Here is a 26165-nt window from a genome sequence, read left to right as displayed (position 1 = left end):
GGGGTTGAATCGCAGAACGCCCTTGCAGGCGGGGGGGATTTTCCCATATCGGGGCCAGCTTCGGAGAAACCCCGCGAAACTTGGGGCTATCCAGCCTGATCCACGCCAACCCAACCGGGGGCGGTCACGCGCGGCGCTTCTTCGAAGGCCGCCGCATCGCCCGCTGAACGAGAGAGACTGAAGAGCACATGGCCAAGATTATCGGCATCGACCTCGGCACCACCAACTCCTGCGTGGCGGCCATGGACGGCAAGACCCCCAAGGTCATCGAGAACGCCGAGGGCAACCGCACGACCCCGTCGGTCGTGGCGATTCAGGACGGCGCAGAAGTGCTGGTGGGTCAGCCCGCCAAGCGCCAGGCCGTCACCAACCCGTCCAACACCTTCTTCGCGATCAAGCGCCTGATCGGCCGCAGCTTCGATGATCCCGTGGTCGCCAAGGACAAGGGCATGGTGCCCTATGAGATCGTCAAGGGTCCGAACGGCGACGCCTGGGTGCGCGCCTTCGGCAAGGACTATTCCCCCCAGCAGATCTCTGCCTTCATCCTGCAGAAGATGAAGGAATCGGCCGAGGCCTTCCTGGGCGACAAGGTGACCCAAGCCGTCATCACCGTTCCCGCATATTTCAACGACAGCCAGCGTCAGGCCACCAAGGACGCCGGCAAGATCGCCGGCCTGGAAGTGCTGCGCATCATCAACGAGCCGACCGCAGCGGCCCTGGCCTATGGTCTTGAAAAGAACGACGGTCAGAAGATCGCTGTCTATGACCTGGGCGGCGGCACCTTCGACGTCTCGGTCCTGGAAATCGGCGACGGCGTCTTCGAGGTGAAATCCACCAACGGCGACACCTTCCTGGGTGGCGAGGACTTCGACCTGCGCCTGGTCGATTACCTGGCTGACGAGTTCAAGAAGGAACAGAGCGTCGATCTGCGCCAGGACAAGCTGGCCCTGCAGCGCCTGAAGGAAGAGGCCGAAAAGGCCAAGAAGGAGCTGTCGACCACGACCCAGTACGAGGTCAACCTGCCGTTCATCACCATGAACGCGTCCGGTCCGCTGCACCTGAACATCAAGCTGACGCGCGCCAAGCTGGAATCCCTGGTCGAGGACTTGGTCCAGCGCACCATCGAGCCGTGCCGCAAGGCGCTGGCCGACGCCGGCCTGAAGGCGTCGGACATCGACGAAGTCGTGCTGGTCGGCGGCATGACCCGCATGCCCAAGGTCGTGGAAGCCGTGAAGGCCTTCTTCGGCAAGGAGCCGCACAAGGGCGTGAACCCTGACGAGGTCGTGGCCTTGGGCGCCGCCGTTCAGGCCGGCGTCCTGCAAGGCGACGTCAAGGACGTGCTGCTGCTGGACGTGACGCCGCTGACCCTGGGCATCGAGACCCTTGGCGGCGTCTTCACGCCCCTGATCGAGCGCAACACCACGATCCCGACCAAGAAGAGCCAGACCTTCTCGACCGCCGATGACAACCAGTCGGCCGTGACGATCCGGGTCTTCCAGGGCGAGCGCCCGATGGCGTCTGACAACAAGATGCTGGGTCAGTTCGACCTGATGGGCATCCCGCCGTCGCCGCGCGGCATGCCGCAGATCGAGGTCGCCTTCGACATCGACGCCAACGGCATCGTCAACGTCTCGGCCAAGGACAAGGCGACCAACAAGGAACAGTCGATCCGCATTCAGGCGAACGGCGGCCTTTCGGACGCCGACATCGATAAGATGGTCAAGGAAGCCGAGGCCAACGCCGCCTCCGACAAGATCCGCAAGGATCTGGTCGAGGCCCAGAACGCCGCCGACAGCCTGATCAACTCGACCGAGAAGGCCCTGGCCGAACACGGCGACAAGGTGGGCGCGGAAGAGAAGACGGCCATCGAAACGGGCCTGGCCGAGCTGAAGACCGCACGCGAAGGCACGGACGCGGAAGACATCCGCGCCAAGACCAACACCCTGGTCCAGGCCTCGATGAAGCTGGGCGAGGCCATGTACGCCCAGCAGCAGGGCGCAGGCGAAGGTGACGCCGCCCCGGCCGACGACGGCGTGGTGGACGCCGAGTTCGAGGAAGTCTCGGACACGGACGGCGACGACAAGAAGAGCGCCTGATCCGCCACAGTGCGCTGAAATGATACGGCCCCGCTTGTCTTGCGATAGGCGGGGCCTTTTTCTGAAACTTGCATCGTTCGTCCCGGCCCCCATGTCAGCCGGGACACCGTTTTCCTCCAGGGTCCGCAGAGATCCGGGGCGAACGGCAGGGGAAGTATGAGGACGGACGCCCGATGGCGCGTGATTATTACGAGGTTCTTGGCGTCGAACGCACGATCGACGCCCCTGGTCTGAAGGCCGCCTACCGCAAGCTGGCGATGATCCATCACCCCGACCGCAACGGCGGTTCCGAAGAGTCGATGGCCCAGTTCAAGGAAATCTCCGAGGCCTATACGGTTCTGTCGGACGAGCAGAAGCGGGCCGCCTACGACCGGTTCGGCCATGCGGGCGTGAACGGCGGCGCAGGCGGCGGCTTTGGCCAGGGCCAGCAGGGCTTTTCGGACATCAACGACATCTTCTCGCAGGTGTTCGGCGATGCGTTCGGGGACGCGTTCGGCGGCCGCCAGCAGGGTCGGGGCCAGCAGGGCGGACCGCGTCGCGGCTCGGACCTGCGCTACGATCTGGAGATCACGCTGGAGCAGGCCTACAAGGGCGAGGATGTCGATCTCGACATCCCCTCGACCATGACCTGCGACACCTGCGAGGGGTCCGGCGCCAAGCCGGGCACCAAGCCCGTCACCTGCACCACCTGCCAGGGCGCCGGTCGCGTGCGCCAGGCCAACGGCTTCTTCCAGGTCGAGCGCACCTGCCCCCGCTGCCACGGCCAGGGCCAGATGATCGCCGATCCCTGCACGACCTGCCACGGTCACGGCCAGGTCCGCAAAAACCGCACCCTGAACCTCAAGATTCCGGCCGGCGTCGACGACGGCTCGCGCATCCGTCTGTCGGGCGAGGGCGATGCCGGTCAGCGCGGCGGACCGCGCGGCGATCTCTATGTCTTCATCTCGGTGACGCCGCACGACCTGTTCGAACGCGACAACCTGGACCTGCTGGTCACCGTGCCCGTGCCGATGACGGTGGCGGCTCTGGGCGGCGAGATCGATGCGCCCTGCCTGGTGTCGGCCGCCTGCGACGGCAAGTGCAGGGCCGCCGTCACCGTGCCGGCCGGCGCCCAGACCGGCAAGACCGTCCGCATCAAGGGCAAGGGCATGCCCCATCTGAACGGCCGCAACCGGGGCGACCTGGTCGTCGAGCTGTTCGTCGAGACGCCCACCGATCTGACCGCGCGCCAGCGTGAGTTGCTGGAAGAGCTTGCCCTGTCGTTCGGCGAGGGGCAGAACCCTCGCAACTCCAGCTTCGCCGGAAAGGCGAAGCGCTTCTGGGCAGACATCCTGGGCAATCAGGATGCGGACGGATCGAAAGAAAACGCAGTTTGAGCGCAATCTTCCACGCCGGCATTTCCGGCTATCGCGGCCGGATGGGTCGCGCGGTTTCGCAGGTGCTGGACGCCCGCGAGGACGTGGTCGTCGCCGCCCGTTTCGACTGGGGCGAGACGGCCGACATCTCTCTGTGCGACGTGATCATCGACTTCTCGACCCCCGACGCCTCGGTCGCCCTGGCGCAGGCGGCGGCGGAACGCGGCGGTCCGGCCCTGGTCATCGGCTCCACCGGCTTTACGGCCGAGCAGGAGGCCGAGCTGATGAAGGCCGCCGAGAAGATCGCCATCGTCAAGAGCGGCAACTTCTCGCTGGGCGTGAACATCCTGATCGGCCTGGTCCAGCACGCGGCCCAGCGCCTGGACGCCCAGGACTGGGACATCGAGATCACCGAGGCCCACCACCGGCGCAAGGTGGATTCGCCGTCAGGCACAGCGCTGATGTTAGGCGAGGCCGCCGCCGAGGGCCGGTTCACTGATCTGTCCGAGATTCAATCCAAACCCTATGATGGGGTTCAGGGCGAACGCGAAAGCGGCAAGATCGGTTTCTCCTCCATCCGCGCCGGCGGCATCATCGGCGAACATACGGTGCTGTTCGCCTCGGAGGACGAGGTCCTGACCCTCAGCCACTCGGCCATTGATCGCAGCCTGTTCGCCAAGGGCGCCGTCGCCGCCGCCGCTTGGGTGCGAACCCGCAAGACCGGCCTCTATGACATGCAGGACGTGCTTGGCTTTCGCCAAGCTTGATGCCTGGGGCGCTGACGCGCCGCGCTATGTTCGCGACGCGGTCGCTCACGACTTGAGCGCCTCCGGCGTCTGCTGGCTCAGCGACTAAGCCGCATCTTCCTGCGCCGGCAGGCCATAGGCCTCCCACAGCGAGCGATCCTTCAGCGCCTTGGCCAGGAAGGCGACGTGGGCCGCCTGTTCCTCGGGCGTGGAGCGCAGCGCCAGCGGGCGCGGACGCTGGCCATAGGCGGCGATTTCCAACGCGCCGCCGGGTCCGCGGCCGACCGGGCCGGACGACAGGTCCAGCACCCGCTCCTTGCCGCCGCGAAGCTCCAGATAGACTTCCGCCAGCAGACGGGCGTCGATCAGTGCGCCGTGCAACGTCCGCTCGACCAGCGACACCTTGTAGCGTTTGCACAGGGCGTCCAGCGAGTTGGGCATGCCCGGAAACCGGGTCTGGGCCAGTTTCAGCGTGTCGATCCAGCGCGCCTCGCCCGTGATCGGCCGGCCGCACAGCTTGTACTCATGGTCGATGAAGTTGCGGTCGAAGGCGGCGTTGTGCGCGATCATTTGCGCGTCGCCGATGAATTCGATCAGGTCGTCGGCGATCTCGGCGAACTTCGGCGCATCCTTGACCTTGTCGTCGGTGATGCCGTGGACCCGGATCGCATCGGGCGGGATCAGCCGCTCGGGATTGACGAAACGGTGGAAGGTGCGGCCGGTCGGCAGCAGGTCCTGGATCTCGATACAGCCGACCTCGATCAGCCGATCGCCCGTCTTGGGGTCGAAGCCGGTGGTCTCGGTATCCAGAACGATTTCGCGCGCCATGTCCCCTTAATGGAGACATTCGCCTCAGTGCGAAAGGCCAGCCGCGCCTTGCCGGGGAGATATCCACGACGGCTCCAGAACGGTGGCGACGATCGCCTCCACATCCGCTCGTGCCGCGTCGAGGCCACGGCCGGTGTCGATCACGAAATCTGCACGGGCGCGCTTTTCGGCGTCCGGCATCTGGCGCGCGAGGATGGCGTCGAACCGTTCGCGCGTCATGCCGGGACGGGCCAGGACACGCTCGGCCTGGATCGCGGGATCGGCGGTGACGACCACCACGGCGTCGACGGCCTTATCGCCCCCGGTCTCGAACAGCAGAGGGATGTCGAGGACCGCCAGCCGGGTTCCCGCAGCGCGCGCCGCCTCAAGATCCTCTGCCCGACCTTGGGCGACCAGCGGATGGACGACGGTTTCCAGCCGACGAAAGGCGGTCTCGTCGCGGCCCAGCGCCTCGGCCAGGCGGGTTCTGTCCACGGCGCCATTGACGACCACGCCGGGGAAGGCCTCTCCTACGGGCTCAACCGCCGCGCCGCCGGGGGCATAGAGGCGATGCACCGCGTCGTCGGCGTTCCAGACGACCGCGCCCAGATCGGCGAACATGGCCGTCGTCGTCGACTTGCCCATGCCGATGGAGCCGGTGAGACCGAGCAGGATCATGCCGACTCGCCCAGATGCGCCATCAACAGGGCGCGCAGGTCCAGCGGTGGAGGAGGGCGACGAAACAGGGCCTGGAACGACGGCGCCGCCTGGCCGATCAGCATGGCCAGACCATCCACCGTCGGCAATCCACGCGCCCGCGCCGCCGTCAGGAAGGGGGTGGCCAGCGGCTTGTAGGTCATGTCCATCACCACCGTGCCCGGCGCGATCGATGCGAAGTCGATCTGTGGCGACACACTGAGCGCATTGACGACCAGGGCCGCGCCGTCGAAAGCGTCCGCCGCCGCCATGACCCGCACGGAAGGACCGAGATCGGCGGCCAGGGCCTGAGCCCGTTCCGGCGACCGATTGACGATGCGAACCACCGCCCCGGCCTCGACCAGCGCCCCCGACCCGGCGCGCGCCGCACCGCCGGCGCCCAGCACGACCACCGGCCGGCCGGCGACGTCCAAATCCGGCGCCTGTTCCTTCAGACCCCGCATCAGTCCGATCCCGTCGGAGCTGTCAGCGGATACGCGGCCGTCGTCGAACCTCAGGATGTTGGCCGAGCATGTCAGCCGCGCCGCCGGCGTCGCTGTGTCGGCCAGGGCGAAGGCCTGTTCCTTGAAGGGCGCGGTGACGTTCAGGCCCATAATGAGGCCCGCGCGCCCGGCCGCGACCAAGGCCTCGAAACCGGCTGCATCGGCGGGGGCGAAGGGGACATAGGCGCCGTCGATGTCGCCCGCCGCCAGCCAGGCATTGTGGATCACCGGACTGAGCGAATGGGCCACCGGATTGCCGGCGATCCCGGCGACCATGGCTGCGCCGGTAATGCGATTGACGCTCATGCCGCGATCACTCCCGCCCGCCGCAGTTCGGCCAGAACGGGCCACAGGGGCAGGCCCAGGACGGTGAAATAATCGCCGTCCACCGCCTCGAACAGCTGCGACCCCAGACCCTCAAGCCGGTAGGAGCCGACACAGGACAACAGGGCCTCACCTTCTGTCGCCAGATAGGCGTCGAGGAAGGCGTCGGAGAAATCTCGCATCCGCATCTCGACCGTATCGACGCCGGACCAGACGATCTGGCCCTTTGTCGCCAAGGCGGCGCCGGAATTGAGCTGGTGCGACTTGCCGCGCATGGATTTCAGCCGCTCACGCGCGGCGTCCAGCGACTTGGCCTTGGACACCAGGCCGCCATCGAAGGCCAGGGTCTGATCCGAACCCAGCACCCAGGCGGTTTCGTCGTCGCGCGACACGGTCAGAGCCTTGGCCTCGGCAAGACGCACCGCCAGGGCCGCCGCATCCAGATCGCCGGAGACGGCCTTGATCGCATCCTCGTCCACATCGGCGACACGCACTTCGAAGGCGACGCCGGCGTTTTCCAGCATGGCGCGACGGGCGGCGCTCTTGGAGGCTAAGATGAGACTTTCTGATTTCACCACGTCGTCCCGATCTTGTGGTTGCGATGTTCGCTGAGCAGGTTGGTGATCGCCGCCGCTGTTTCCTCGACCGAGCGACGGGTCACGTCGATGGTGGGCCAGCCGCGCCGCTCGAACGCGCGCCGGGCCTTGATCGTCTCGTCTCGAACGGCGTCCTGGTCGGTGTAGTTGGACGACTGGTTGGCGTTCAGATTGTCGATGCGGTTGCGGCGGATCTGCACCAGCCGGTCGGGTGACACCGTCAGGCCGATCACCAGCGGCTTCTTCAGCTTCGTCAGCCGCTCGCCGTCCTCCTGGCCCGGCACCAGCGGCACGTTGGCCGCCCGGATGCCGCGGTGGGCCAGATAGATGCAGGTCGGGGTCTTGGACGTGCGGCTGACCCCGCACAGTACGACATCGGCGCCCTCCAGTTGCTCCAGCGAGCCCTGGCCGTCGTCATAGGCCATGGCGAAGTCCAGCGCCGCTATGCGGTTGAAATAGTCGTGGTCAAGCGCGTGCTGGGCGCCGACACGGGTCGACAGCGCCGCGCCCAGATAGCGCGACATGGCGCCGACCAGGGGATCCAAGGCCCCGATCTGCGGCATGTCCAGCCGGCGGCAGCCTTCCTCAAGCTGTTCGCGCAGATCGCGATCGACCAGGGTGTGCAGCACCACGCCCGGCGCGGCCGCGACCTCGTGCAGCACCCGGTCCATCTGCTTGGCCGAACGGACAAGGGCGTAGATGTGCTCGATGGGGATGACGCCGTCGAAGCGGGCCGTCACCGCCTTGGCCATGGCGTTCAGCGTCTCGCCGGTGGAATCCGACACCAGATGCACATGGAAATAGGTGGCCAGACGGGCCGGTCCCGAAGGTCTCGCAGGGCTCATGGGACTGTCGGTCTCCCTGTTGAAAGTTGGGGGACGGCGTTGGACCGTCAGGGCGCCGTTTTCCTTAGCCCCTCCTCGCCCGGCCCGCGAGCGGGGATGACGGTGGATGGCGGTCCCCATCCGAGGGCGGATCATCCCAAGGCGGAAAACCGGTTTCTCCATCGCTGTGGAAAATCCTAACGAAGGGTTAACGACGCTTAACCGTGCTCACAGGCGCAAGTCCCCGCAAACCCCTGCCTGTTAAGGTTTCGTTAGGGATTGTCCACCGGCGGGATTGTCGCCCATGGCGTCCCCGTTAAGGATGCGCGGGGCGTGGATATCTGCTTTTGTTCCGCCGGCTGTCTTGAAGTCATCCCCGCCATTCCACCGCCCTACCTGCCACTTCGAATCTTTTAATTCTTAATCTGATTAGGGATTGAGAGCGGGGGGCTGTGACCTTAATCGTCCAGCATGACCGATCCGACCCAGAACGCCGATCAGACGCCCTTGATGATCCGGGCTCTCCGAGGAGAGACGTTGGAGCGTCCGCCGGTCTGGTTCATGCGCCAGGCGGGGCGTTACCTGCCGGAATATCGCCGACTGCGGGCCGAGGCGCCCCACTTCATCGCCTTCTGCCTCAACCCCGAAATGGCGGCCGAGGCGACGCTTCAGCCAATGCGGCGGTTTGGCTTCGATGCGGCCATCGTCTTCGCCGATATCCTGCTGATCCCCCGCGCCCTGGGCCAGGACGTCTGGTTCGAGACGGGAGAGGGCCCGCGTCTGGGCGAGATGCCGATCCCAGGTCGGATGGCCGAACTGGCGCCGGGGGCGGGCGAGTATCTGTCGTCCGTGGGCGAGACCCTGTCGATCGTGCGTGCGGCCCTGGAGCCCGAGCGGGCCCTGATCGGGTTCGCCGGCGCGCCCTGGACCGTGGCGACCTATATGCTGGACGGCGAGCACCGCACCATCGGCAAGGGCGAACGCGCCCAGGCCCGGACCTACGCCTATGCCGACCCCAGGCGGGTCGACGAGACGCTGGAGGTTCTGGTCGAGGCCACGGCCCGGTATCTGAAGATGCAGGCCGACGCCGGCGCCCAGGTTCTGAAGATCTTCGAGAGCTGGGCCGAGGGCCTGCCGGACGATCTGTTCGAAAGACTGGTCCTGAAGCCCCACCAGGCGCTTGTGAAGCGCACGCGGGAGCTGGGCGTCACCGTGCCGCTGATCGGCTTCCCACGAGGCTCTGCGGCGCTTGCAGAGCGGTATGCCCAGGAGGTCGAGGTCGACGCCGTCGCCCTGGACACCGCGTGTCCGCTGGAGGTCGGCAAACGGGTGCAGCAGATCAAGCCGATCCAGGGCGCGCTGGACCCTCTGTTGCTACGCGCCGGCGGCGACTTGCTGGCCCGCCGCGTGGATCAGCTGATGGAGGCCTGGGGGCAGGGGCCGTGGATCTTCAACCTGGGCCATGGCATCCTGCCCGACGTGCCCATCGATCACGTCGAACAGGTTCTGAAACGGATCGGCGCCCAATGACCGAAGCGACCCAAGGCCGCCGCATCGCGGTGGTGCTGTTCAATCTGGGCGGGCCGGACGACCAGGCCTCGGTCAAGCCGTTCCTGTTCAACCTGTTCAACGACCCGGCGATCATCGGCCTGCCGGGGATCGTGCGTACGCCGCTGGCCAAGCTGATTTCCAGCCGACGCGAGACCAGCGCCCAGGCCAACTACGCCCTGATGGGCGGGGGATCGCCCCTGCTGCCTGAAACCCGCCGTCAGGCCGGGGCGCTGGAGGCGGTGCTGAACGCCCGGTTGTCGGGCGACGCGGTGCGGGTCTTCATCGCCATGCGCTACTGGAACCCGCTGACCGAGGAGACGGCCGCCGAGGTCGCCGCCTACGGGCCGGACGAGGTGGTGCTGCTGCCGCTGTATCCGCAGTTCTCGACCACGACGACGCAGTCTTCGCTCAAGGCCTGGAACGCAGCCTACAGAGGCTCGGGCATCAGCCGCGCCGTCTGCTGCTATCCGGCTGCGGCGGGTTGGGTCGAGGCTCAGGCCCAGGCCATCGGCGAAAAGCTGGATGAGGCGGTGGGCCAGCCGGTGCGCGTGCTGTTCTCCGCCCACGGCATCCCCGAGAAGCTGGTGACGGGCAAGGGCGATCCCTATCAGGAACAGATCGAGACGACCGTCGCCGCCGTGGTCGCCGCCATTGAGGCGCGTCGCGGACCCATCGACTACGCCATCTGCTATCAGAGCCGCGTGGGGCCGATGAAATGGTTGGGCCCCTCGACGCCCGAGGCCATCGAGAAGGCGGCCAGGGACGGGGTGGGCGTGGTCATAACCCCCATCGCCTTCGTCTCCGAACATATCGAGACCCTGGTCGAGCTGGATATCGAATACGGCGAACTGGCCCATGAAAAAGGGGCCAGTCCCTATCTGCGGGCGCCGGCGGTCGGGATCGAACCCCTGTTCATCGACGCCTTGGCCGATGCGGCGGTCAGCGCCCTGTCTCGCACTGGCGTCGCGCCCTTCGGCCAGGGGTGCAAGGCGGACTGGAAGGCCTGTCCGCATCGCAACGGGAGACAGGCGGCATGAATACCTACGACCTGGCGCGTGGACTGCACATCCTGGCCGTCATCGCCTGGATGGCGGGGCTGCTGTTCCTGCCCCGCCTCTATGCCTATGACGCCGAACAGCAGTCCAAGCCTGAGCCGCTGAAAAGCGAGATGCAGGGCCTGTTGCGTCTGTGGCAGACGCGCCTGCTTCGCATCATTTTGAACCCGGCGATGATCCTGTCCTGGGTGTTCGGGTTGTGGCTGATCCACATCGATGTCTCTGCGCGCGGCGCGGGCGTCCTGGCCGAGCCGTGGATGATCGCCAAGCTGATCGGCGTCTTCCTGCTCAGCGGCTGGCATGGTTTCCTTTCGGCGCAGAGGAAGAAGATCGCGGCGGGGACGTCGAAATATTCCGGCAAGTTCTGGCGTATGACCAATGAGGTTCCCTTCGTCCTCGCCATAGTGATGGTGTTGTCGGTGACGACGGAGTGGACGTTCGGTTAAAGCCTCTCTTTCATTGGAAGAGGCGAGCGAGAGGTTCTGGGGGAGGTCCTGTGATAGCTGGCCTGTTGTCGCTGCTGATGCTCGGAGGTTCGCCTCAAGCTCATGCTGGAGCATGGCTGGATGACACAACGACTCCGCAGGGCCAGGTCCGACGCCTCGGTGAGAGCGAGATAGCGACCTATGTCGTCAATCACGGCATCTGGCCTGCTGGGCTCGTGGGAGAACTGGGTGAAATCTTTCGTCCAAACGGAACCTACTCCAGTGCTTCCCGTGGATCGCGGGTTGGGACCTATAATGTCGGGAACGACAGGCTCTGCGTAAGCGTCTCAATGCGGGAGAGATGCCGTGCTCTATACATCGACGAGGTTGGAGTCGTTTTCGCTGCAGCGGTCACCGGGGACGGGCAGGAAGGTGTTCTGCGTCCGCTCGAAGCTGACTGGTTGGAGAGATGACGATAGAAGTCAGGACGCGCCATTAATACCGCCGCTTGACCTGACCCACCGCCTGTGGTTCCGGTGGCGGTGAACCGTTCGGTGCGAAGTCTTTCGCTTCGACCGCCGGTCCCTCTCTCTTCGTGACGCCTGCAGGCCTTGAGCCAGCGGGAGCCCGTCGCGCCTCCCTTCGGCCTTACGGCCAGACATTTCCAGAGATCTGACGCCGTGCGGTTCCGTGCGCGCGTCCGCGAGCCTGTATCATGACCGACGTCACCGATAACACCCCCGAGACCGAAAACACCGAGGCGCAAGCCCCGACCCATCACGGCGCCGAGCACGAAGCCGGTGAAGTCGCAGGCGCCGACTCCGGCGTGGACACCACGGCCGACGACGATGACGACGGCGAACCCGTCGTCGCCAACGGCCGCATCACGCTGGCGGAACTGAACGAGAAGACGCCGGCCGACCTGGTCGCCTTCGCCGAACAGCTGGAGGTCGAGAACGCCTCGAACCTGCGCAAACAGGACCTGCTGTTCGCCATCCTCAAGGCCCTGGCCGACGAGGAAGTCGAGATCATCGCCGACGGCGTGCTGGAGATCCTGCCCGACGGCTTCGGCTTCCTGCGCAGTTCGGACGCCAACTATCTGCCGGGTCCGGACGACGTCTATGTGTCGCCGTCGCAGATCCGCCGCTTCGGCCTGCGTTCGGGCGACACCGTCCACGGCGCCGTGCGGGCGCCGCGCGAAGGCGAGCGCTATTTCGCCCTGCTCAAGGTCGACACGATCAATCTCGAAGACCCCGAGATGGTCAAGACCAAGGTCCTGTTCGACAACCTGACGCCCCTCTATCCCGAGGAGCGGCTGCACATGGAAATCCAGGATCCGACGCTGAAGGATCGTTCGGGTCGGGTCATCGACATCGTCGCCCCCCTGGGCAAGGGCCAGCGCTGCCTGATCGTGGCGCCGCCGCGCGTCGGCAAGACGGTGATGCTGCAAAACATCGCCAAGTCGATCGAGAAGAACCACCCGGAAGTCATCCTGATCGTCCTGCTGATCGACGAACGGCCGGAAGAAGTCACTGACATGCAGCGCACCGTGAAGGGCGAGGTTGTGGCCTCGACCTTCGACGAGCCGGCCACGCGCCACGTCGCCGTCGCCGAAATGGTGATCGAAAAGGCCAAGCGCCTGGTCGAGCACAAGAAGGATGTCGTGATCCTGCTGGACTCCATCACCCGCCTGGGCCGCGCCTACAACGCCACCGTCCCCTCGTCGGGCAAGGTGCTGACCGGCGGTGTGGACGCCAACGCCCTGCAACGGCCCAAACGCTTCTTTGGCGCCGCGCGGAATGTTGAGCAGGGCGGTTCGCTGACCATCATCGCCACGGCCCTGATCGACACCGGCAGCCGGATGGACGAGGTGATCTTCGAAGAATTCAAGGGCACCGGCAACTCGGAAATCGTGCTGGACCGCAAGGTCGCCGACAAGCGCATCTTCCCCGCCATCGACGTGCTGAAGTCGGGCACCCGCAAGGAAGACCTGATCACGCCGAAGGACCAGCTAGCCAAGACCTATGTCCTGCGCCGCATCCTGAACCCCATGGGTCCGCAGGACGCGATCGAATTCCTGCTCGACAAACTGCGTCAATCGAAGAACAACTCGGACTTCTTCCAGTCGATGAACACCTGATCCGTCTTCGGACGTTTCACGTGAAACAGGAGACGGTGTGATGAAGGTCAATGTCGAAGTGGAGTGCACCCCGGCGGAGGCGCGCGCCTTCCTGGGGTTGCCTGACGTGACCCCGCTGAACGAGGCCATGGTCGCCGAGATGCAGAAGCGGATGGAGACCAATGTCGCCGCCATGCAGCCTGAAGAGCTGATGAAGACCTGGACCAGTTTCGGCCTTCAGGCCCAGGACCAGTTCCGTCGTCTGATGGAAGCGGCCGTCAAGCCATGACCCGCCTGTCTCCCCAAGACATGGGGAGCGGACTTTGAGATTATGACCGATACTATCTTCGCCCTCGCGACGCCGCCTGGCCGAGGGGCCATCGCGGTCATTCGTCTGTCGGGGCCGGCGGTTGAACCGAGCCTGACGGCGCTCGGCGCGACAAGGCTGAAGCCGCGAATGGCTGCGGTTCGCGATCTGACCCACGATGGCGATCACATCGATCAGGCCCTCGTCCTGCGCTTCGTCGCGCCAAACTCCTACACCGGCGAGGACTCCGCCGAACTGCATCTGCACGGCGGTCGCGCCGTGGTCGAGGCCGCCAGCCGCGCCTTGATCGCGCTCGGCGTTCGTCCGGCCGAACCCGGCGAGTTCACTCGCCGCGCCTTCCAGAACGGTCGCATGGACCTGGCCCAGGCCGAGGCGGTCGCGGACCTGATCGACGCCGAGACCAGCGCCCAGGCCAGGCAGGCCCTGGGGCAGCTGGATGGAAAGCTCAGTGAGACCTATGCCGGTTTCCGCCGCGACCTGCTTCACGCCCTGGCTCTGGTCGAGGCGGAGATCGACTTCCCCGACGAAGAGGTGCCGGACAATCTGGCGCGCACCGCCGGGCCGGTGCTGGATCGTCTCGCCGACGATTTGCGCCGTGCGATCGATACCGGGCGACGGGGCGAGCGGGTGCGGGACGGCTATCGCATCGTCCTGATCGGCGAGACGAACGCCGGCAAGTCGTCGCTGTTCAACGCCCTCGTCGCACGAGAGGCGGCCATTGTGACGCCGATCGCCGGCACCACCCGCGATGTGCTCGACGCCGATCTGGTGATCGGCGGTTACGCCGTGACCCTGTCCGACACGGCGGGGCTGAGAGAAAGCGACGATCCGGTCGAGGCCGAAGGCGTTCGCCGCGCGCGACTACGGGCGGAACAGGCGGACCTACGTCTGTGGGTCCGCGCGCCCGGCGATCCGGACGGGGTGGCGGCTGACTATGCTCGACCGAGTGACTTGGTGGTCGCCAACAAGTCTGACCTTGGAGGCATTCACACCACAAGCGGTTTGGAGGTCTTGTCGGTCAGCACCGAAAGCGGGCAGGGCCTGCCAGAGCTTCACGACTGGATCGCCGCACGGCTGTCCGCCGATCTGGCGGGGGCGGATTTTCCCGCGATCACGCGTGAGCGCCACCGGCTTCGGTTGACCGAGGCGCTGTCGGCGGTAACCGCGGCACGCGTCGCCCTGGATGTCGCGCCGGAGATGGCAGGCGACGATTTGCGGCGGGCGGCAGATGCCTTGGCGCGGGTCACCGGCGCCATTGGGGTCGAGGATATATTGGGGCAGGTCTTTTCGACCTTCTGCATCGGAAAATAGGACCGGCGTTCCACGTGAAACATCGGCGGTTCCTCCAAAGCCTGAAGGTGGCGAAGTGGAGCCAATTGGACTATGTGCCCAGCATGAGTTCTTCCACCGATCTTTACTTCGACGTCGTCATCATCGGCGGCGGCCACGCCGGCTGTGAGGCCGCAGCAGCGTCCGCCCGTGCGGGCGCACGCACCGTGCTGCTGACCCAAAAGCTGGAAACCATCGGCGAGATGTCGTGCAACCCGGCCATCGGCGGCCTGGGTAAGGGACATCTGGTGCGTGAGATCGACGCCATGGACGGGATCATGGGGCGGCTCGCGGACGTATCGGGCATTCAGTTCCGCCTGCTGAACCGGTCGAAGGGTGCCGCCGTGCGCGGCCCCCGCAGCCAGATCGACCGGCGGCTGTATCGTGAAGCCATGCAGGCCGAACTGAAGGCGACGCCAAACCTGACCCTGATGGCGGGCACGGCCGAGAGCCTGATCCTGGACGGAGACCGTGTGGTCGGGGTGACGACGGGAGCCGGTGAGACGATGCGGGCCGGGGCGGTTGTCCTGACGACGGGCACCTTCCTGAACGGCGTCATCCACCGTGGTGACGAGCGGATTCCTGCCGGTCGTCACGGCGAGGACCCGTCCACGGGCTTGGCCGCCGACCTTCATGCCGCCGATCTGATGATGGGGCGGCTGAAGACAGGCACGCCCGCGCGCCTGGATGGGCGCACCATCGCCTGGGATCGGTTGGAGATGCAGCAGGCGGACGAGACCCCGTCGGCCTTTTCTTTCCTGACTGACAAGATCGACGTGCCCCAGATCGCTTGCGGGGTGACCCACACGACGCAAGAGACCCACAGGATCATCGCCGAGAACCTCGGCGAGAGCGCCGTCTATGGCGGCAAGCTGTCGGGGAGGGGGCCGCGCTATTGTCCGTCGATCGAGGACAAGGTGGTGCGGTTCGCCGACAAGGCCAGCCACCAGATCTTTCTCGAACCCGAGGGCCTTGATGATCCGACCGTCTATCCAAACGGGATCTCGACATCTGTCTCCGAACCGACCCAGCTGGCCTTCCTGCGCACCATCCCTGGTCTCGAAGCCGTGGAGGTGTTCCGCTATGGCTATGCCATCGAATACGACTATGTCGATCCGCGCGAGCTGAGCCCGGCGCTGGAGGTCAAGAAGAGGCCGGGTCTCTATCTGGCCGGCCAGATTAACGGCACGACCGGATATGAGGAGGCCGCCGCCCAGGGGCTGATGGCGGGGCTGAACGCGGCCCGTGCGGCGTCGGGACAGGAGGCGGTCGTGCTCGGACGGGACCAGGCCTATATCGGCGTGATGATCGATGATCTGGTGACGCGAGGTGTCACGGAGCCCTATCGCATGTTCACCAGCCGGGCGGAGTATCGGCTGACCTTGCGCTCGGACAACGCCGATCAGCGCCTGACTCCGTTGGCGATTGAGCTGGGGATCGTGGGTGACGGGCGTCGGGGGCGTTTCGAAGCCAAGGCGGCGGAGCTAGCAAGGGCGAGCGCCGTTTCACGTGAAACACTATTCACGCCCAACGAAGCGGGAGCCCTGGGGATCACCGTAAATGCGGATGGGCGTCGTCGGTCTATGCGTGAACTTCTGGCCTTCCCCGATGTCACCCTGGATCACTTCATCGCCGCTTGTCCGTCCATCGCGGACTGGAGCGCTGAAGTTCGCGAGCAGGTCGAGATCGACGCGGGATACGCCAACTACCTTGATCGGCAAACGCTCGACGCCGAGGCCTTGCGGACGGAGGAGGGAATGATCCTGCCCGCCGGTCTCGACTATGCGGCAATCGGCGGTCTGTCGAACGAGGTGAAGGAGAAGCTGTCGCGTGTTCAGCCTCGCACCCTGGGTCAGGCCGGGCGGATCGAAGGTATGACGCCCGGCGCCCTCACGGCCCTTCTGGCCCACGCGAAGAAGTCGCCCAAAGCCTCGGTCGCCGCCTGATGCTCGAAACGGAGAAGGCCGCCTTTCAGGCCAAGGCCCTGGCGACGCCGCAGCAGATGGCGGACCTTGAGGCTTTTCGTATTCGTCTCGGCGACGCCAATTCGGTGATGAACCTGGTCGGGCCCGACAGCCTGCCGGACTTCTGGAACCGACACGTCTGGGACAGCGCCCAGTTGTTGACGCATGCGCCCGAGGCGCGGACCTGGGCCGATCTGGGGGCCGGCGCCGGGTTTCCAGGCGTGGTGTTGGCAATCCTGATGAAGGGGCGGGAAGGCGCGCATGTGTGGCTGATCGACAGTCTGGGCAAGCGGTGCCGGTTCCTGCAGGAGATCGTGGATGCGCTCGATCTGCCGGCGACCGTCATCATCGGCCGGGCTGAGGAACAGCAGGTGGCATGCGACGTCGTCACCGCGCGAGCCGTGGCGCCGATGGAGAAACTGCTGGGTTATGCACAGCCCTACTTCCAAAGGGGTGCACAAGGTCTGTTCCTCAAGGGGGAGAGGGCCGAATCCGAGTTGATCGAGGCGCGGAAATCCTGGCATTTCGAAGCTGAACTGGCCCCGTCGCAAAGCGACGCGCGCGGCCGTATCGTGACAATCCGGAGTCTCCGACGTGCCCGCACACAGCGCTAGAAAGAGACCTGCCCGCGTTCTGGCGGTGTCGAACCAGAAGGGCGGGGTGGGCAAGACCACGACCGCCATCAACCTGGGCACCGCCTTGGCCGCCATTGGCGAGCGTGTGCTGATCGTGGACATGGATCCGCAGGGAAATGCCTCCACCGGCCTGGGTGTTCCACGTGAAACACGCCGGGTCACCATCTATGATGTGGTTGTGGATCAGCGCTCCGTCGACGATGCGGCGGTCCAGACGACGGTCCCCGGTCTGTGGATCGTACCGGCCGACGCCGACATGTCGGGGGTGGAGATCGAGCTAAGCCAGGCCGACCGCCGCTCCTATCGGCTGCGGGATGCGCTGCGGGCCCATGACGACGGCCCTACCGCGTATGACTACGTCCTGATCGACTGCCCGCCGTCCCTGAACCTGCTGACGCTGAATGCGATGGCGGCGGCGGATGCGGTGCTGGTGCCGCTTCAGTGCGAGTTCTTCGCCCTGGAGGGCCTTAGCCAGTTGATGCGGACCATCGATATGGTCAAGCACAGCCTCAATCCGTCTCTGGAAATCCAGGGTCTGGTTCTGACCATGTATGACCGCCGCAGCGCCCTGTCGGGGCAGGTGGCCAACGACGTGCGCGCCCATTTCGGCGACAAGGTCTATGAGAGCGTCATCCCCCGCAACGTCCGCGTCGCCGAGGCGCCGTCGTTCGGCAAGCCGGCCCTGATCTATGATCTGAAATGCGCCGGCAGCCAGGCCTATCTGCGTCTGGCCAAGGAAGTGGTGAAGCGCGAACGCCAGCGTCTGAAGCTGGCCGCCTGAGTTTTATTGGAAACGGAACAGTATCTTGGTTGAACGACAAAGAGGTTTGGGCCGCGGCCTGTCGGCATTGATGGGGCAGGACGCCGAGGCGCCGGCGGCGTCTGACGCACCGGCGCCTGCCGGCGTGCAGCGCGTGCCGATCGAGAGCCTGAAGCCCAACCCCGATCAGCCGCGCAAGACCTTCCGCCAGGAGGATCTGGAGGAACTGACTGCCTCGATCCGCGACAAGGGCGTGCTGCAGCCGATCCTGGTGCGGACCCATCCGGGCGAGGACGGCGTCTGGCAGATCATCGCCGGCGAACGCCGCTGGCGCGCCTCCCAGGCCGCGCGTCTGACCGAGGTGCCGATCGTCATCCACGAGATGGACGACGTGGAGGTGTTCGAGGTCGCCATCGTCGAGAACGTGCAGCGCGCCGACCTGAACCCGCTGGAGGAGGCGGAGGCTTACCGTGTCCTGATGGAGCGGTTCGGCCGGACCCAGGATGCGGTGGCGGGCGTCGTCGGCAAGAGCCGTAGTCACGTGGCCAACACCATGCGCCTGCTGCAACTGCCCGAGCGGGTGCTGTTCTATGTGCGTGAAGGCAAGCTGTCGGCCGGCCATGCGCGGGCCCTGATTAATACGCCCGATCCGGGCCAACTGGCGGACATCGCTTTCGTCGACGGCCTGAGCGTGCGCGAGACCGAGGCCTTGGCCCGCCGTGCGGTCGAGGGGCCCAAGGCGGTCAAGGCCAGGTCTGCATCCGCGTCCTCGGGCGGCGAGGGGGCGGCCGATGTCGTGGCGCTTCAACAGGATCTGGCCGACGCCCTGGGCCTGAAGGTCCAACTGGCGGACAAGGGCGGCAAGGGCGACCTGACCATCCGCTACGGCTCGCTGGAGCAACTCGACGACCTGTGCCGCCGTTTGATGCGGGGTTAAACGGCCGGATGTGCTAGGATGATCGCATGACCGAAGACAACACACCGACCGCCGCCGAAAAGCTGAAACAGGCGCTCGCCGCCAAGAAGGCCAAGGCGGGACACGGCTTCAACGCCCAGGCCGGCGCCAAGGCCGAAGAGAAGACCGTTTCCGCGCGCAACGTCGCCATGGCACAGCCTGCGTTCCGCAAGGCGTCCAAGCGAGGGTGATGACTTCTCCTCCCCACTCGTGGGGAGGAGACAAACGGGTTCAGAGCCCGAGCCGTCGCGCTCGTCCGGCGATTTCCAGAAGCAGGCGTTCGGCGATCAGTTGATCGGGCATGCCGGTCGTCTTGGTGGCCACGTCGGCCGTGTTGATGCTGTCCAGCACCTCGTCGAGCGCCTCCAGCCGCCAGGACCGCGCTTGGCGCAGCATTTCCGCCTCCTGTTTCCAGAAGACGCCGGCGGCCTTTGCGGCCTCCTTGGCGTTTGCGCCGTTGGCCTGCAAGATATTGATGCGGCGCAGTTTTCCTAGATGCATGGCGGCTGAACGGACGGCCAGAACCGAGGACTCGCCCTCGGCGAAGGCGCGCCTCAGCCCCGCTTGCGCCGGGCCGGGTCGGGCGCCGAAGGCCTGAAGCGCCGCGTCGGACAGGGAGGCGTCGGGCTCGACGCCCAGGTGATGCTCCAGCGCGTCCATATCCAGCGTCTTGCCCGAACCGGGGCCGATGAACAGGGCCAGGCGCTCGATCTCCTGGCGCATCAAACCCCGCTCGCGCGGCAGACGGGCGACGAAACGGTCCAGGGCGTCGGAGGTCAGGCCGACCTTGTCGGCCGCCAAGGCTTCGCGGACCATGCGGGCCACATCGCCGGTCTCGTCCTCGTAACAGACGATGCCGACGGCGCCGTTTTCCTTTTCGGCGGCCTTTCGCAGGGCGGACTCGCGACCCAGCTGGTCGGCCTCGACCACCATCATGGCGTCGGGATTGTAGCCGCCTTCGGCGTGGATTTTCAGCGCAGCGGCGACGGCCTTGTCCACGCCGGGCTTCAGCGTGGACAGACGGATCCGCACCAGACGACGGCCGCCCATCAGGGACATGGCCGTCAGGGCCTCTTCCAGCTTCGTCTCATCGCCGTCGATGTCGCTGTCGGTCAGGACGGTGACGTTGAAGGGGTCGTTCAGGTCGGGGGTGACGGTCCGGCACAGGACCTCGGCCCGTTCGGCGACGCCGGAGCGGTCCTTGCCGTGGATCACCGCCGCCCGGATCGCCGGATCGGGCGCCTTCAGAAAGCGATCGATCTCGGGGCGTTTGGCCAGGATCACGGGTTCGACAGCGCCTGCATGAGATCAAGCCGGATCAGCCGGGCTAGTTCGGAAGCGGCGCGCTCCTCGCCGTCCTGCTGGGCGGCGATGGCGGCATAGGGCTGATCGGCGGCTGCGTAGGTGGTGGTGACCGTCTCCGTTCCGCTGACGGGCGTTCCGCCAGCGGCTGGGGTCAGGGTCCAGGTCGCCTTGACCGTCAGTTCGTAGCGGGTCGCGGTGTCGTCGATCCGGCGGCCCAGCGAGCGGCGGTTCTGCTCGACCTGGGTGGTCAGGCGATAAAGGGGCGTGGAGGACCGATCCCAGGCCAGGGCGTCCTCCAGCTGTTCGCGCAGGCGATAGCCCAGCCTGTCATCCTGGGTCGTGACGGCGATCCGGCGCAGGGATGAACCGACAGCCGGTTCGGCGTACATGGGGGTGAAGCCGCAGGCGGAAACCGCCAGGGCGGACAGGACCGCGAAGGCCGCCGCGATACGCATCAGCCGGCCACCAGATTGACGATGCGGTCCTTGACCACGACGATCTTCTTCACGCTCAGACCCTCCAGCCGCGCCTGCACGGTCTCGTCGGCCAGAACGATGGCCTCGACCTCGGCGGGCTCCATGCCGCGCGGCACGCGGATTTCCGCGCGACGCTTGCCGTTGATCTGGATGGGCAGGACCACCTCGTCGTCGGCCGCGAGCGCAGCGTCCCACACGGGCCACGGCGCGTCCAGAACCATCCCGTCTTCACCCAGCCGCGTCCAGGCTTCCTCGGCCAGGTGCGGGGTGAAGGGGGCGATCAGGCGGGCCAGGGCCGACAGGGCCTGAAGTTTGGCGTCGCCCCCGGCTTGGGCGTTGTCGCGGATGGTGGCGACGAAGGCGTAGAGCTTGGCGATGGCCGAGTTGAAGCGGAAGCCCTCGACCCCTTCGGATACGGCCTTGATCGCCTTGTGCGTCTCGCGCAGCAAGTCGGCGTTGGCCTTGTCCTCGCCGGCGAAACCGGCGTCGTAAGTGTCGAACAGGGTCCAGGCGCGCTGGACGAAGCGGCTGGCGCCCTCGACGCCGCCTGGTGTCCATTGCACGTCGCGCTCGGGCGGGCTGTCGGACAGGACGAACAGACGGCCAGCGTCCACCCCGTGCGATTCCAGGATTTCGGCCGGGGCGACGACGTTCTTCTTGGACTTGGACATCTTTTCGATGTCGCCGATGATCAGGGTTTCGCCGGTCGACAGCTGGCGGGCGGAACGGACGCCATTGTCGTTGGTCAGGTCCACGTCGGTCGGCTCGACCCAGGCGCCGTCGGCGCGGCGATAGGTCTCGTGGACCACCATGCCTTGGGTGAACAGGCCCGCGAACGGCTCCTTCACCGATAGCATGCCGGCGTCGGACAGGGCGCGGGTGATGAAGCGGGCGTACAGCAGGTGCAGCACCGCGTGCTCGACGCCGCCGATATACTGATCCACCGCCAGCCAGCGATCGGCGGCGGCCTTGTCGATCGGCGCCTCGGCCGTCGGGTCGGTGAAGCGGGCGAAATACCAGCTGGAATCGACGAAGGTGTCGAGCGTGTCCGTCTCGCGCGTCGCGTCGGCGCCGCACGAGGGGCATTTGACGTGCTTCCAGGTCGCGTGGCGCGCCAACGGGTTGCCGGGCACGTCGAAGGTCACATCGTCAGGCAGGACGACCGGCAGCTGGTCGGCGGGAACCTCGACCACGCCGCAGGACGGGCAGTGGATGATCGGGATCGGGCAACCCCAATACCGCTGGCGCGAAACGCCCCAGTCACGCAGGCGATAGATGGTCTCAGCCCTGCCCTGGCCGGCGGCCTCGACCTTGGCGATGGCGACGGCCTTAGCGGCCTCGACGTCCAGCCCGTCCAGGAATTCGGAGTTGAAGATCCGGCCGGCGCCGACGTAGGCCTCCGTCCCAATCTCGATGGTCTCGACGTCGTCCGGCTTGACCACCGGCGTAACCGGCAGATCGTATTTTCGGGCGAAGTCCAGGTCGCGCTGGTCGTGGGCGGGGCAGCCGAAGATGGCGCCCGAGCCATAGGTGGACAGGACGAAGTTGGCCGCCCAGACGGGCAGGGTCTTGTCCGGATCGAAGGGGTGGCGGACGCGGACGCCCAGATCGACTCCCAGCTTGTCGGCCTTTTCGATGTCGGCTTCGCTGGTCCCGGTCTGGGCGCAGGCCTTGATGAAGTCCGCGACGTCCGGCCGGTGTTCGGCGATGGCCTTGGTCAGGGGGTGGTCGGGGGCCAGGGCCAGGAAGCTGGCGCCGAACAAGGTGTCGGGGCGAGTGGTATAGACCTCGATGGGGTCGCGGGCGTGGTTCGGCTCGCCCTCCGGCGAGGCCGGCAGGAAGGCCGGCGCCTCGGCGATGGGCCACCACAGGGTCGCGCCCTTGGACTTGCCGATCCAGTTCTCCTGCATCAGCCGGACCTTCTCGGGCCAGCGGTCCAGGGTCTTGAGGCCGTCGATCAGGTCGTCGGCATAGTCGGTGATGCGCAGGAACCACTGGTTCAGCTTGCGCTTCTCGACCAGGGCGCCGGAACGCCAGCCGCGCCCGTCGATCACCTGTTCGTTGGCCAGGACGGTGTTATCGACCGGATCCCAGTTGACCGTCCCGTCCTTGCGATAGACCAGGCCGCGCCGATACAGCTCCAGGAACCAGGCCTGCTGCTTGCCGTAGTATTCCGGGTCGCAGGTGGCGAACTCGCGAGACCAGTCCAGCGACAGGCCCAGCAGCTTCAGCTGCTCGCGCATCTGGGCGATATTGTCGTAAGTCCAGCCCTTGGGGTGGATGCCGCGCTCCATGGCGGCGTTCTCGGCCGGCATGCCGAAGGCGTCCCAGCCCATGGGGTGAAGCACGTCGAAGCCCTGGGCGCGTTTCGATCGCGCCACCACGTCGCCCATCACATAGTTGCGGGCGTGGCCCATGTGGATGTTGCCCGACGGATAGGGGAACATCTCCAGCACATAGTATTTCGGACGGCCGGTGTCCTTCGTCACAAAGGCTGACGCCTCGGCCCAGCGGGCCTGTTGGCGAGGTTCGGCGGTCTTGGGTTCGTAACGGGCCACGGTCGTCCTGAAAGTCAGAAGGGCGCTGACGCCCTCCCGGCTCAACTAGCCCGAAGGACGACAGCGCCCAAGAAGTAATGCTTCCCACAAACTCTTGGGCGCGTCGCGCTCAAGTAGCCCGAAGGGCGATAGCGCCTACAAAGAACCTAATGCTGGCGATCAGCCAGCATTAGACAGGTTCAGCTGGCGCGCCTTGGTCAGGATGGCGTTTTCCAGATCGGCCTCGGTCTGGGCGGCGACCGGGGCGGCGGTCCATTGCCCATCGGCGCCCTTCACTTCCTTGGTCACCGTGACGTTCAGCGCGTCGGCGCGCAGACGGGTGTCCAGGATGAAGACGGTCGCCTTGAAGCGCTCGTTCGGCGTCTGGGGGTTGATGTACCAGTCGTAGTTGATGACGCCGCCCCACGGATCGGCGGTCAGCAGCGGCATGAAGCTGAGGGTGTCGAGCGAGGCGCGCCACAGGAAGGCGTTGACGCCTATGCCCTGTTGCACGTTCGTCTTGGGCGCAGACTTCTTGCCGCCGACGAAGGGAATGCTTGAGCAGGCCGACAGCGACGCGCCAAGGGCCACGCCCGAGACCAGGACGACCGCGACGTTCCGAACCAGGGCCTTGTTGAGGCTCATCAAGAGAAGTCTCCGTAAACTCAGGGACGCGCGGGCCTCGCCCACACGCGCGCACGGCCAAGGAAGAATGCCGACTGCGGGGTTCTATAACACGGTGAAAAGGGGCGATGACAAGGCGAAGTCTGCGGCGGCCGCATCCGGCGTCGCGCTGTTTTGCGACAGGACCATGTCATCCAGCGGGATTCCGTCCAAATCCCGTGACGCTTGAGACACATGCGCGGACAACAATGCGCGGGAACCTTGTTATCGAAGACTCATTCCGTTGACCGCAAGGACACCCGGTGTCTAATCGCCTGGCTCACGACCATATAAGGTCGGTTCAGGGTTGAAACGCCGCGTCATGGCGGGGTTCGAAGGATTTGGTATGCGGTTCGGTGGTTTCCTGGCTGTGATGATGGCGACGACGGCGATGGCCGCGTCGACGTCGGCGCTTGCCCAGAGCACATCCACAGTCTCGCTGTCGGACGCCCAGGCGGCCCAGCGCAGCGCCCCTGCTCCCCAACGTCGTGGTCTGCGCCTGAACGACAACGGTCGCTGGGGCCTGGACTTCAACCTGAACCAGCCCGTCGGCCGCGAGACCGATTGGGGCGATGTGGAAGCGGGTGCCTATTACCGTCTGAACGACCGTCTGCGCGTCGGCGCCGCCGCCGCCGTTGGCGCACCTGAGGCCGATCCGGCCCGCGCGCCCGAAACCAATGGCCGCGCCCAGCCGCGCGTGCGCCTGGAAACGATCTTCAAGTTCTGATTTCGCCCTGATCTGTCAGCGGAACGCTGACTGGATCGCGTCGATCGCCGCCAGACCACAGGCCCCTGTGGCTGTGAGGCTCGCTGCGTTGGCGGCCTTGATTCCACCCAAGGCATAGACGGGCAGGGGAACGCTCTGCGATTTTTCCTCAAACGCCGCGATACCCAACGGCGGCTTGTCGGCCGAGGCGCCGCCGGCGGGGAAGACCGGGGATAGGATCAGCGCGTCGAGCGCTTTGATCGATGGGGGCCCGCCATGCCAGGCTGCGGTAATCAGCCAGCTAGGGTGCGCTAACCGGATCGCGGGCGCGCTATGTGTCTCGCGCTCAGGCAAGTGAACGCCGTCGGCGGCCAGGGTCTGAGCCAGATCCGCGTCCAGCCCAACCAACAGCTTCACGCCGCGATCCGTTGTCGCCTCGCGCAGACGACGGCCGGTTTCGACCGCGTCGGCCGCGTCGGCCGCGCCGAAAGCGCGATAAACCACCGCCGAGCCGGCAGGCAGGCGAGCAGCCGTCTCCCACGGGCGAGGCGTGCGTTCGGGGTCGGTGAAGAACAGCAGCGGCGGCAGGCCGGCGGCCTGCGGGCTGACAGAGGCGGCGGCGCGGTTTAGAGCGGTGGCCGCATCCCAGAGTGCGCGCGCATCGTCGCTGTAACCGGCCGGCAGGGTCATGACCTCTTCTTCCTCCGCTTTAGCTCCGTCGTCCATCGCCGAAAGGGTCGCCGACGTCCGCGCCCGCATCGACGCCGCCTGCCGCGCGGCCGGTCGCGATCCGGGCGACGTGACCCTGACTGCCGTATCAAAGACCCAGCCGCCCGAGGCCATCGATGCGATCCTGGCGACGGGGCAGCGAGTCTTCGGCGAGAATCGGGTGCAGGAGGCTCAGGGGCGCTGGACCGAACGCCGCGCGGCGCTGCCGGACCTGGAACTTCGGCTGATTGGACCTTTGCAAACGAACAAGGCCGAGGACGCCGTCGATCTGTTCGACGTGATCGAAACCCTGGATCGCGACAAGCTGGCCCGCGCCCTGGCCCAGGCGGCCGAGAAACGCGGCCGATCGCCGCGGGTCCTGGTCCAGGTCAATACCGGCATGGAGCCTCAGAAGGCCGGCGTCCTGCCCGATGCGGCCGATGCCCTGATCGCGGCGGCGCGCCAGACCTATGGGCTGACGGTCGAGGGCCTGATGTGTATTCCCCCGGCGGATCGGGACGCAGCACCGCATTTCGAGATGTTGCGCGATCTGGCCGAACGGAATGGCCTGTCGGTCCTGTCGATGGGAATGAGCGGCGACTATGAGACCGCGATCCGGTGCGGCGCGACCCATGTGCGGGTCGGAACCGCGTTGTTCGGGGAACGAAATCGACCTTAAAGCCCCTCTAGGCCGTAACCCGA

The 26165-nt window shown here is 66.2% G+C and carries 26 protein-coding genes; 16 read left to right on the top strand and 10 right to left on the bottom strand.

The window, feature by feature from the left end; genetic code table 11:
* The first annotated feature begins 188 nt into the window (after nucleotides 1–188).
* The 3 genes from dnaK (at nucleotide 189) to dapB (ending at nucleotide 4218) form a co-directional block, all read left to right on the top strand.
* Nucleotides 189–2096, top strand: a complete 1908-nt coding sequence (gene dnaK, locus ACP693_RS01515; protein ID WP_426019485.1) for a molecular chaperone DnaK — start codon at nucleotides 189–191, stop codon at nucleotides 2094–2096.
* Between the two features lie 173 nt (nucleotides 2097–2269).
* Nucleotides 2270–3472, top strand: coding sequence for a molecular chaperone DnaJ (dnaJ, locus tag ACP693_RS01510; protein WP_426019486.1), 1203 nt, complete (start codon nucleotides 2270–2272; stop codon nucleotides 3470–3472).
* On the top strand, nucleotides 3469–4218 hold the full coding sequence (gene dapB, locus ACP693_RS01505) for a 4-hydroxy-tetrahydrodipicolinate reductase (protein WP_425987009.1): 750 nt from the start codon (nucleotides 3469–3471) through the stop codon (nucleotides 4216–4218). The genes dnaJ and dapB overlap by 4 nt, the downstream gene beginning before the upstream one ends.
* 84 nt (nucleotides 4219–4302) lie before the next feature.
* Here the strand turns inward: dapB and dnaQ are convergent, their stop codons facing one another.
* From dnaQ to ACP693_RS01480, 5 genes are read right to left on the bottom strand one after another with little or no spacing between them, the layout of a single operon-like run.
* Nucleotides 4303–5025 (bottom strand): DNA polymerase III subunit epsilon, encoded by a 723-nt coding sequence (dnaQ, locus tag ACP693_RS01500; protein ID WP_425987010.1) that lies wholly within the window; start codon nucleotides 5023–5025, stop codon nucleotides 4303–4305.
* A gap of 24 nt (nucleotides 5026–5049) precedes the next feature.
* Entirely contained in the window at nucleotides 5050–5682 is a 633-nt protein-coding gene (coaE, locus tag ACP693_RS01495) for a dephospho-CoA kinase (protein ID WP_426019488.1), read from the bottom strand.
* Complete coding sequence (locus tag ACP693_RS01490; protein WP_426019490.1) at nucleotides 5679–6509, bottom strand: shikimate dehydrogenase family protein; 831 nt, start codon at nucleotides 6507–6509, stop codon at nucleotides 5679–5681. Before ACP693_RS01490 ends, coaE begins: the two co-directional genes overlap by 4 nt.
* Entirely contained in the window at nucleotides 6506–7102 is a 597-nt protein-coding gene (locus ACP693_RS01485) for a Maf family protein (RefSeq protein WP_426019492.1), read from the bottom strand. Before ACP693_RS01485 ends, ACP693_RS01490 begins: the two co-directional genes overlap by 4 nt.
* A complete protein-coding gene (locus tag ACP693_RS01480) occupies nucleotides 7099–7968 on the bottom strand; it encodes a pyruvate, water dikinase regulatory protein (RefSeq protein ID WP_426019494.1) in 870 nt (289 codons plus the stop codon). The genes ACP693_RS01485 and ACP693_RS01480 overlap by 4 nt, the downstream gene beginning before the upstream one ends.
* A gap of 450 nt (nucleotides 7969–8418) precedes the next feature.
* On the opposite strand from ACP693_RS01480, the gene hemE reads away from it, so the two are divergent.
* The 11 genes from hemE (at nucleotide 8419) to ACP693_RS01425 (ending at nucleotide 19259) form a co-directional block, all read left to right on the top strand.
* The gene (gene hemE, locus ACP693_RS01475; RefSeq protein ID WP_426019496.1) at nucleotides 8419–9477 is read left to right on the top strand and encodes a uroporphyrinogen decarboxylase; all 1059 of its coding nucleotides are present in this window, start codon (nucleotides 8419–8421) and stop codon (nucleotides 9475–9477) included.
* On the top strand, nucleotides 9474–10535 hold the full coding sequence (gene hemH / locus ACP693_RS01470; RefSeq protein WP_426019498.1) for a ferrochelatase: 1062 nt from the start codon (nucleotides 9474–9476) through the stop codon (nucleotides 10533–10535). The genes hemE and hemH overlap by 4 nt, the downstream gene beginning before the upstream one ends.
* Nucleotides 10532–10999: a CopD family protein gene (locus tag ACP693_RS01465; protein ID WP_426019499.1), complete on the top strand. Its 468-nt coding sequence runs from the start codon at nucleotides 10532–10534 to the stop codon at nucleotides 10997–10999. Before hemH ends, ACP693_RS01465 begins: the two co-directional genes overlap by 4 nt.
* Before the next feature lie 694 nt (nucleotides 11000–11693).
* A complete protein-coding gene (rho, locus tag ACP693_RS01460; protein WP_426019501.1) occupies nucleotides 11694–13118 on the top strand; it encodes a transcription termination factor Rho in 1425 nt (474 codons plus the stop codon).
* 40 nt (nucleotides 13119–13158) lie between these two features.
* Nucleotides 13159–13386, top strand: a complete 228-nt coding sequence (locus ACP693_RS01455) for a DUF6489 family protein (protein ID WP_425987021.1) — start codon at nucleotides 13159–13161, stop codon at nucleotides 13384–13386.
* Between the two features lie 42 nt (nucleotides 13387–13428).
* Nucleotides 13429–14736, top strand: coding sequence for a tRNA uridine-5-carboxymethylaminomethyl(34) synthesis GTPase MnmE (gene mnmE, locus ACP693_RS01450; RefSeq protein WP_426019503.1), 1308 nt, complete (start codon nucleotides 13429–13431; stop codon nucleotides 14734–14736).
* Nucleotides 14737–14819: 83 nt separating this feature from the next.
* On the top strand, nucleotides 14820–16700 hold the full coding sequence (mnmG, locus tag ACP693_RS01445; RefSeq protein WP_426019504.1) for a tRNA uridine-5-carboxymethylaminomethyl(34) synthesis enzyme MnmG: 1881 nt from the start codon (nucleotides 14820–14822) through the stop codon (nucleotides 16698–16700).
* Nucleotides 16700–17332 (top strand): 16S rRNA (guanine(527)-N(7))-methyltransferase RsmG, encoded by a 633-nt coding sequence (gene rsmG / locus ACP693_RS01440; RefSeq protein ID WP_426019506.1) that lies wholly within the window; start codon nucleotides 16700–16702, stop codon nucleotides 17330–17332. The genes mnmG and rsmG overlap by 1 nt, the downstream gene beginning before the upstream one ends.
* Entirely contained in the window at nucleotides 17313–18134 is an 822-nt protein-coding gene (locus ACP693_RS01435; protein ID WP_426019508.1) for a ParA family protein, read from the top strand. The genes rsmG and ACP693_RS01435 overlap by 20 nt, the downstream gene beginning before the upstream one ends.
* 70 nt (nucleotides 18135–18204) lie before the next feature.
* The gene (locus ACP693_RS01430) at nucleotides 18205–19050 is read left to right on the top strand and encodes a ParB/RepB/Spo0J family partition protein (RefSeq protein WP_426019648.1); all 846 of its coding nucleotides are present in this window, start codon (nucleotides 18205–18207) and stop codon (nucleotides 19048–19050) included.
* A 26-nt stretch (nucleotides 19051–19076) separates the two neighbouring features.
* Nucleotides 19077–19259, top strand: a complete 183-nt coding sequence (locus ACP693_RS01425; protein ID WP_426019510.1) for a hypothetical protein — start codon at nucleotides 19077–19079, stop codon at nucleotides 19257–19259.
* A gap of 40 nt (nucleotides 19260–19299) precedes the next feature.
* Here the strand turns inward: ACP693_RS01425 and holA are convergent, their stop codons facing one another.
* From holA to ACP693_RS01405, 4 genes are all read right to left on the bottom strand, one after another.
* Complete coding sequence (holA, locus tag ACP693_RS01420; RefSeq protein WP_135194328.1) at nucleotides 19300–20352, bottom strand: DNA polymerase III subunit delta; 1053 nt, start codon at nucleotides 20350–20352, stop codon at nucleotides 19300–19302.
* On the bottom strand, nucleotides 20349–20828 hold the full coding sequence (lptE, locus tag ACP693_RS01415) for an LPS assembly lipoprotein LptE (protein WP_426019512.1): 480 nt from the start codon (nucleotides 20826–20828) through the stop codon (nucleotides 20349–20351). Before lptE ends, holA begins: the two co-directional genes overlap by 4 nt.
* The gene (leuS, locus tag ACP693_RS01410) at nucleotides 20828–23407 is read right to left on the bottom strand and encodes a leucine--tRNA ligase (RefSeq protein WP_426019514.1); all 2580 of its coding nucleotides are present in this window, start codon (nucleotides 23405–23407) and stop codon (nucleotides 20828–20830) included. Before leuS ends, lptE begins: the two co-directional genes overlap by 1 nt.
* 159 nt (nucleotides 23408–23566) lie before the next feature.
* Nucleotides 23567–24031, bottom strand: coding sequence for a DUF3576 domain-containing protein (locus ACP693_RS01405; RefSeq protein ID WP_017505409.1), 465 nt, complete (start codon nucleotides 24029–24031; stop codon nucleotides 23567–23569).
* Nucleotides 24032–24395: 364 nt separating this feature from the next.
* On the opposite strand from ACP693_RS01405, the gene ACP693_RS01400 reads away from it, so the two are divergent.
* Entirely contained in the window at nucleotides 24396–24776 is a 381-nt protein-coding gene (locus tag ACP693_RS01400; RefSeq protein ID WP_426019515.1) for an NtrZ family periplasmic regulatory protein, read from the top strand.
* 15 nt (nucleotides 24777–24791) lie between these two features.
* On the opposite strand, the gene ACP693_RS01395 is transcribed toward ACP693_RS01400, so the two are convergent.
* On the bottom strand, nucleotides 24792–25445 hold the full coding sequence (locus ACP693_RS01395; RefSeq protein ID WP_426019517.1) for a thiamine phosphate synthase: 654 nt from the start codon (nucleotides 25443–25445) through the stop codon (nucleotides 24792–24794).
* Here ACP693_RS01395 and ACP693_RS01390 point away from each other — a divergent pair.
* Entirely contained in the window at nucleotides 25444–26142 is a 699-nt protein-coding gene (locus tag ACP693_RS01390) for a YggS family pyridoxal phosphate-dependent enzyme (protein ID WP_426019519.1), read from the top strand. The genes ACP693_RS01395 and ACP693_RS01390 overlap by 2 nt on opposite strands.
* The last annotated feature ends 23 nt before the right edge of the window (nucleotides 26143–26165 follow it).

Origin of the sequence: Brevundimonas sp. TWP1-3 (genome assembly GCF_049896085.1) — a bacterium.
Classification (GTDB): domain Bacteria; phylum Pseudomonadota; class Alphaproteobacteria; order Caulobacterales; family Caulobacteraceae; genus Brevundimonas.
The sequence above is the reverse complement of the archived record's forward strand: the minus strand, read 5'-3'. Positions and strand labels throughout refer to the sequence as shown.

Bases quoted from the DNA above. Each gene is read 5' to 3' on its own strand.
- hemE (WP_426019496.1), top strand. From the start codon at position 8,419: ATGACCGATCCGACCCAGAACGCCGATCAGACGCCCTTGATGATCCGG.
- ACP693_RS01400 (WP_426019515.1), top strand. From the start codon at position 24,396: ATGCGGTTCGGTGGTTTCCTGGCTGTGATGATGGCGACGACGGCGATG.
- dnaJ (WP_426019486.1), top strand. From the start codon at position 2,270: ATGGCGCGTGATTATTACGAGGTTCTTGGCGTCGAACGCACGATCGAC.
- mnmG (WP_426019504.1), top strand. From the start codon at position 14,820: ATGAGTTCTTCCACCGATCTTTACTTCGACGTCGTCATCATCGGCGGC.
- ACP693_RS01490 (WP_426019490.1), bottom strand. From the start codon at position 6,509: ATGAGCGTCAATCGCATTACCGGCGCAGCCATGGTCGCCGGGATCGCC.
- ACP693_RS01455 (WP_425987021.1), top strand. From the start codon at position 13,159: ATGAAGGTCAATGTCGAAGTGGAGTGCACCCCGGCGGAGGCGCGCGCC.
- dnaQ (WP_425987010.1), bottom strand. From the start codon at position 5,025: ATGGCGCGCGAAATCGTTCTGGATACCGAGACCACCGGCTTCGACCCC.
- dnaK (WP_426019485.1), top strand. From the start codon at position 189: ATGGCCAAGATTATCGGCATCGACCTCGGCACCACCAACTCCTGCGTG.
- ACP693_RS01390 (WP_426019519.1), top strand. From the start codon at position 25,444: ATGACCTCTTCTTCCTCCGCTTTAGCTCCGTCGTCCATCGCCGAAAGG.
- rsmG (WP_426019506.1), top strand. From the start codon at position 16,700: ATGCTCGAAACGGAGAAGGCCGCCTTTCAGGCCAAGGCCCTGGCGACG.
- ACP693_RS01395 (WP_426019517.1), bottom strand. From the start codon at position 25,445: ATGACCCTGCCGGCCGGTTACAGCGACGATGCGCGCGCACTCTGGGAT.
- ACP693_RS01430 (WP_426019648.1), top strand. From the start codon at position 18,205: ATGGGGCAGGACGCCGAGGCGCCGGCGGCGTCTGACGCACCGGCGCCT.
- ACP693_RS01405 (WP_017505409.1), bottom strand. From the start codon at position 24,031: ATGAGCCTCAACAAGGCCCTGGTTCGGAACGTCGCGGTCGTCCTGGTC.
- rho (WP_426019501.1), top strand. From the start codon at position 11,694: ATGACCGACGTCACCGATAACACCCCCGAGACCGAAAACACCGAGGCG.
- coaE (WP_426019488.1), bottom strand. From the start codon at position 5,682: ATGATCCTGCTCGGTCTCACCGGCTCCATCGGCATGGGCAAGTCGACG.
- mnmE (WP_426019503.1), top strand. From the start codon at position 13,429: ATGACCGATACTATCTTCGCCCTCGCGACGCCGCCTGGCCGAGGGGCC.
- ACP693_RS01465 (WP_426019499.1), top strand. From the start codon at position 10,532: ATGAATACCTACGACCTGGCGCGTGGACTGCACATCCTGGCCGTCATC.
- ACP693_RS01425 (WP_426019510.1), top strand. From the start codon at position 19,077: ATGACCGAAGACAACACACCGACCGCCGCCGAAAAGCTGAAACAGGCG.
- ACP693_RS01480 (WP_426019494.1), bottom strand. From the start codon at position 7,968: ATGAGCCCTGCGAGACCTTCGGGACCGGCCCGTCTGGCCACCTATTTC.
- hemH (WP_426019498.1), top strand. From the start codon at position 9,474: ATGACCGAAGCGACCCAAGGCCGCCGCATCGCGGTGGTGCTGTTCAAT.
- lptE (WP_426019512.1), bottom strand. From the start codon at position 20,828: ATGCGTATCGCGGCGGCCTTCGCGGTCCTGTCCGCCCTGGCGGTTTCC.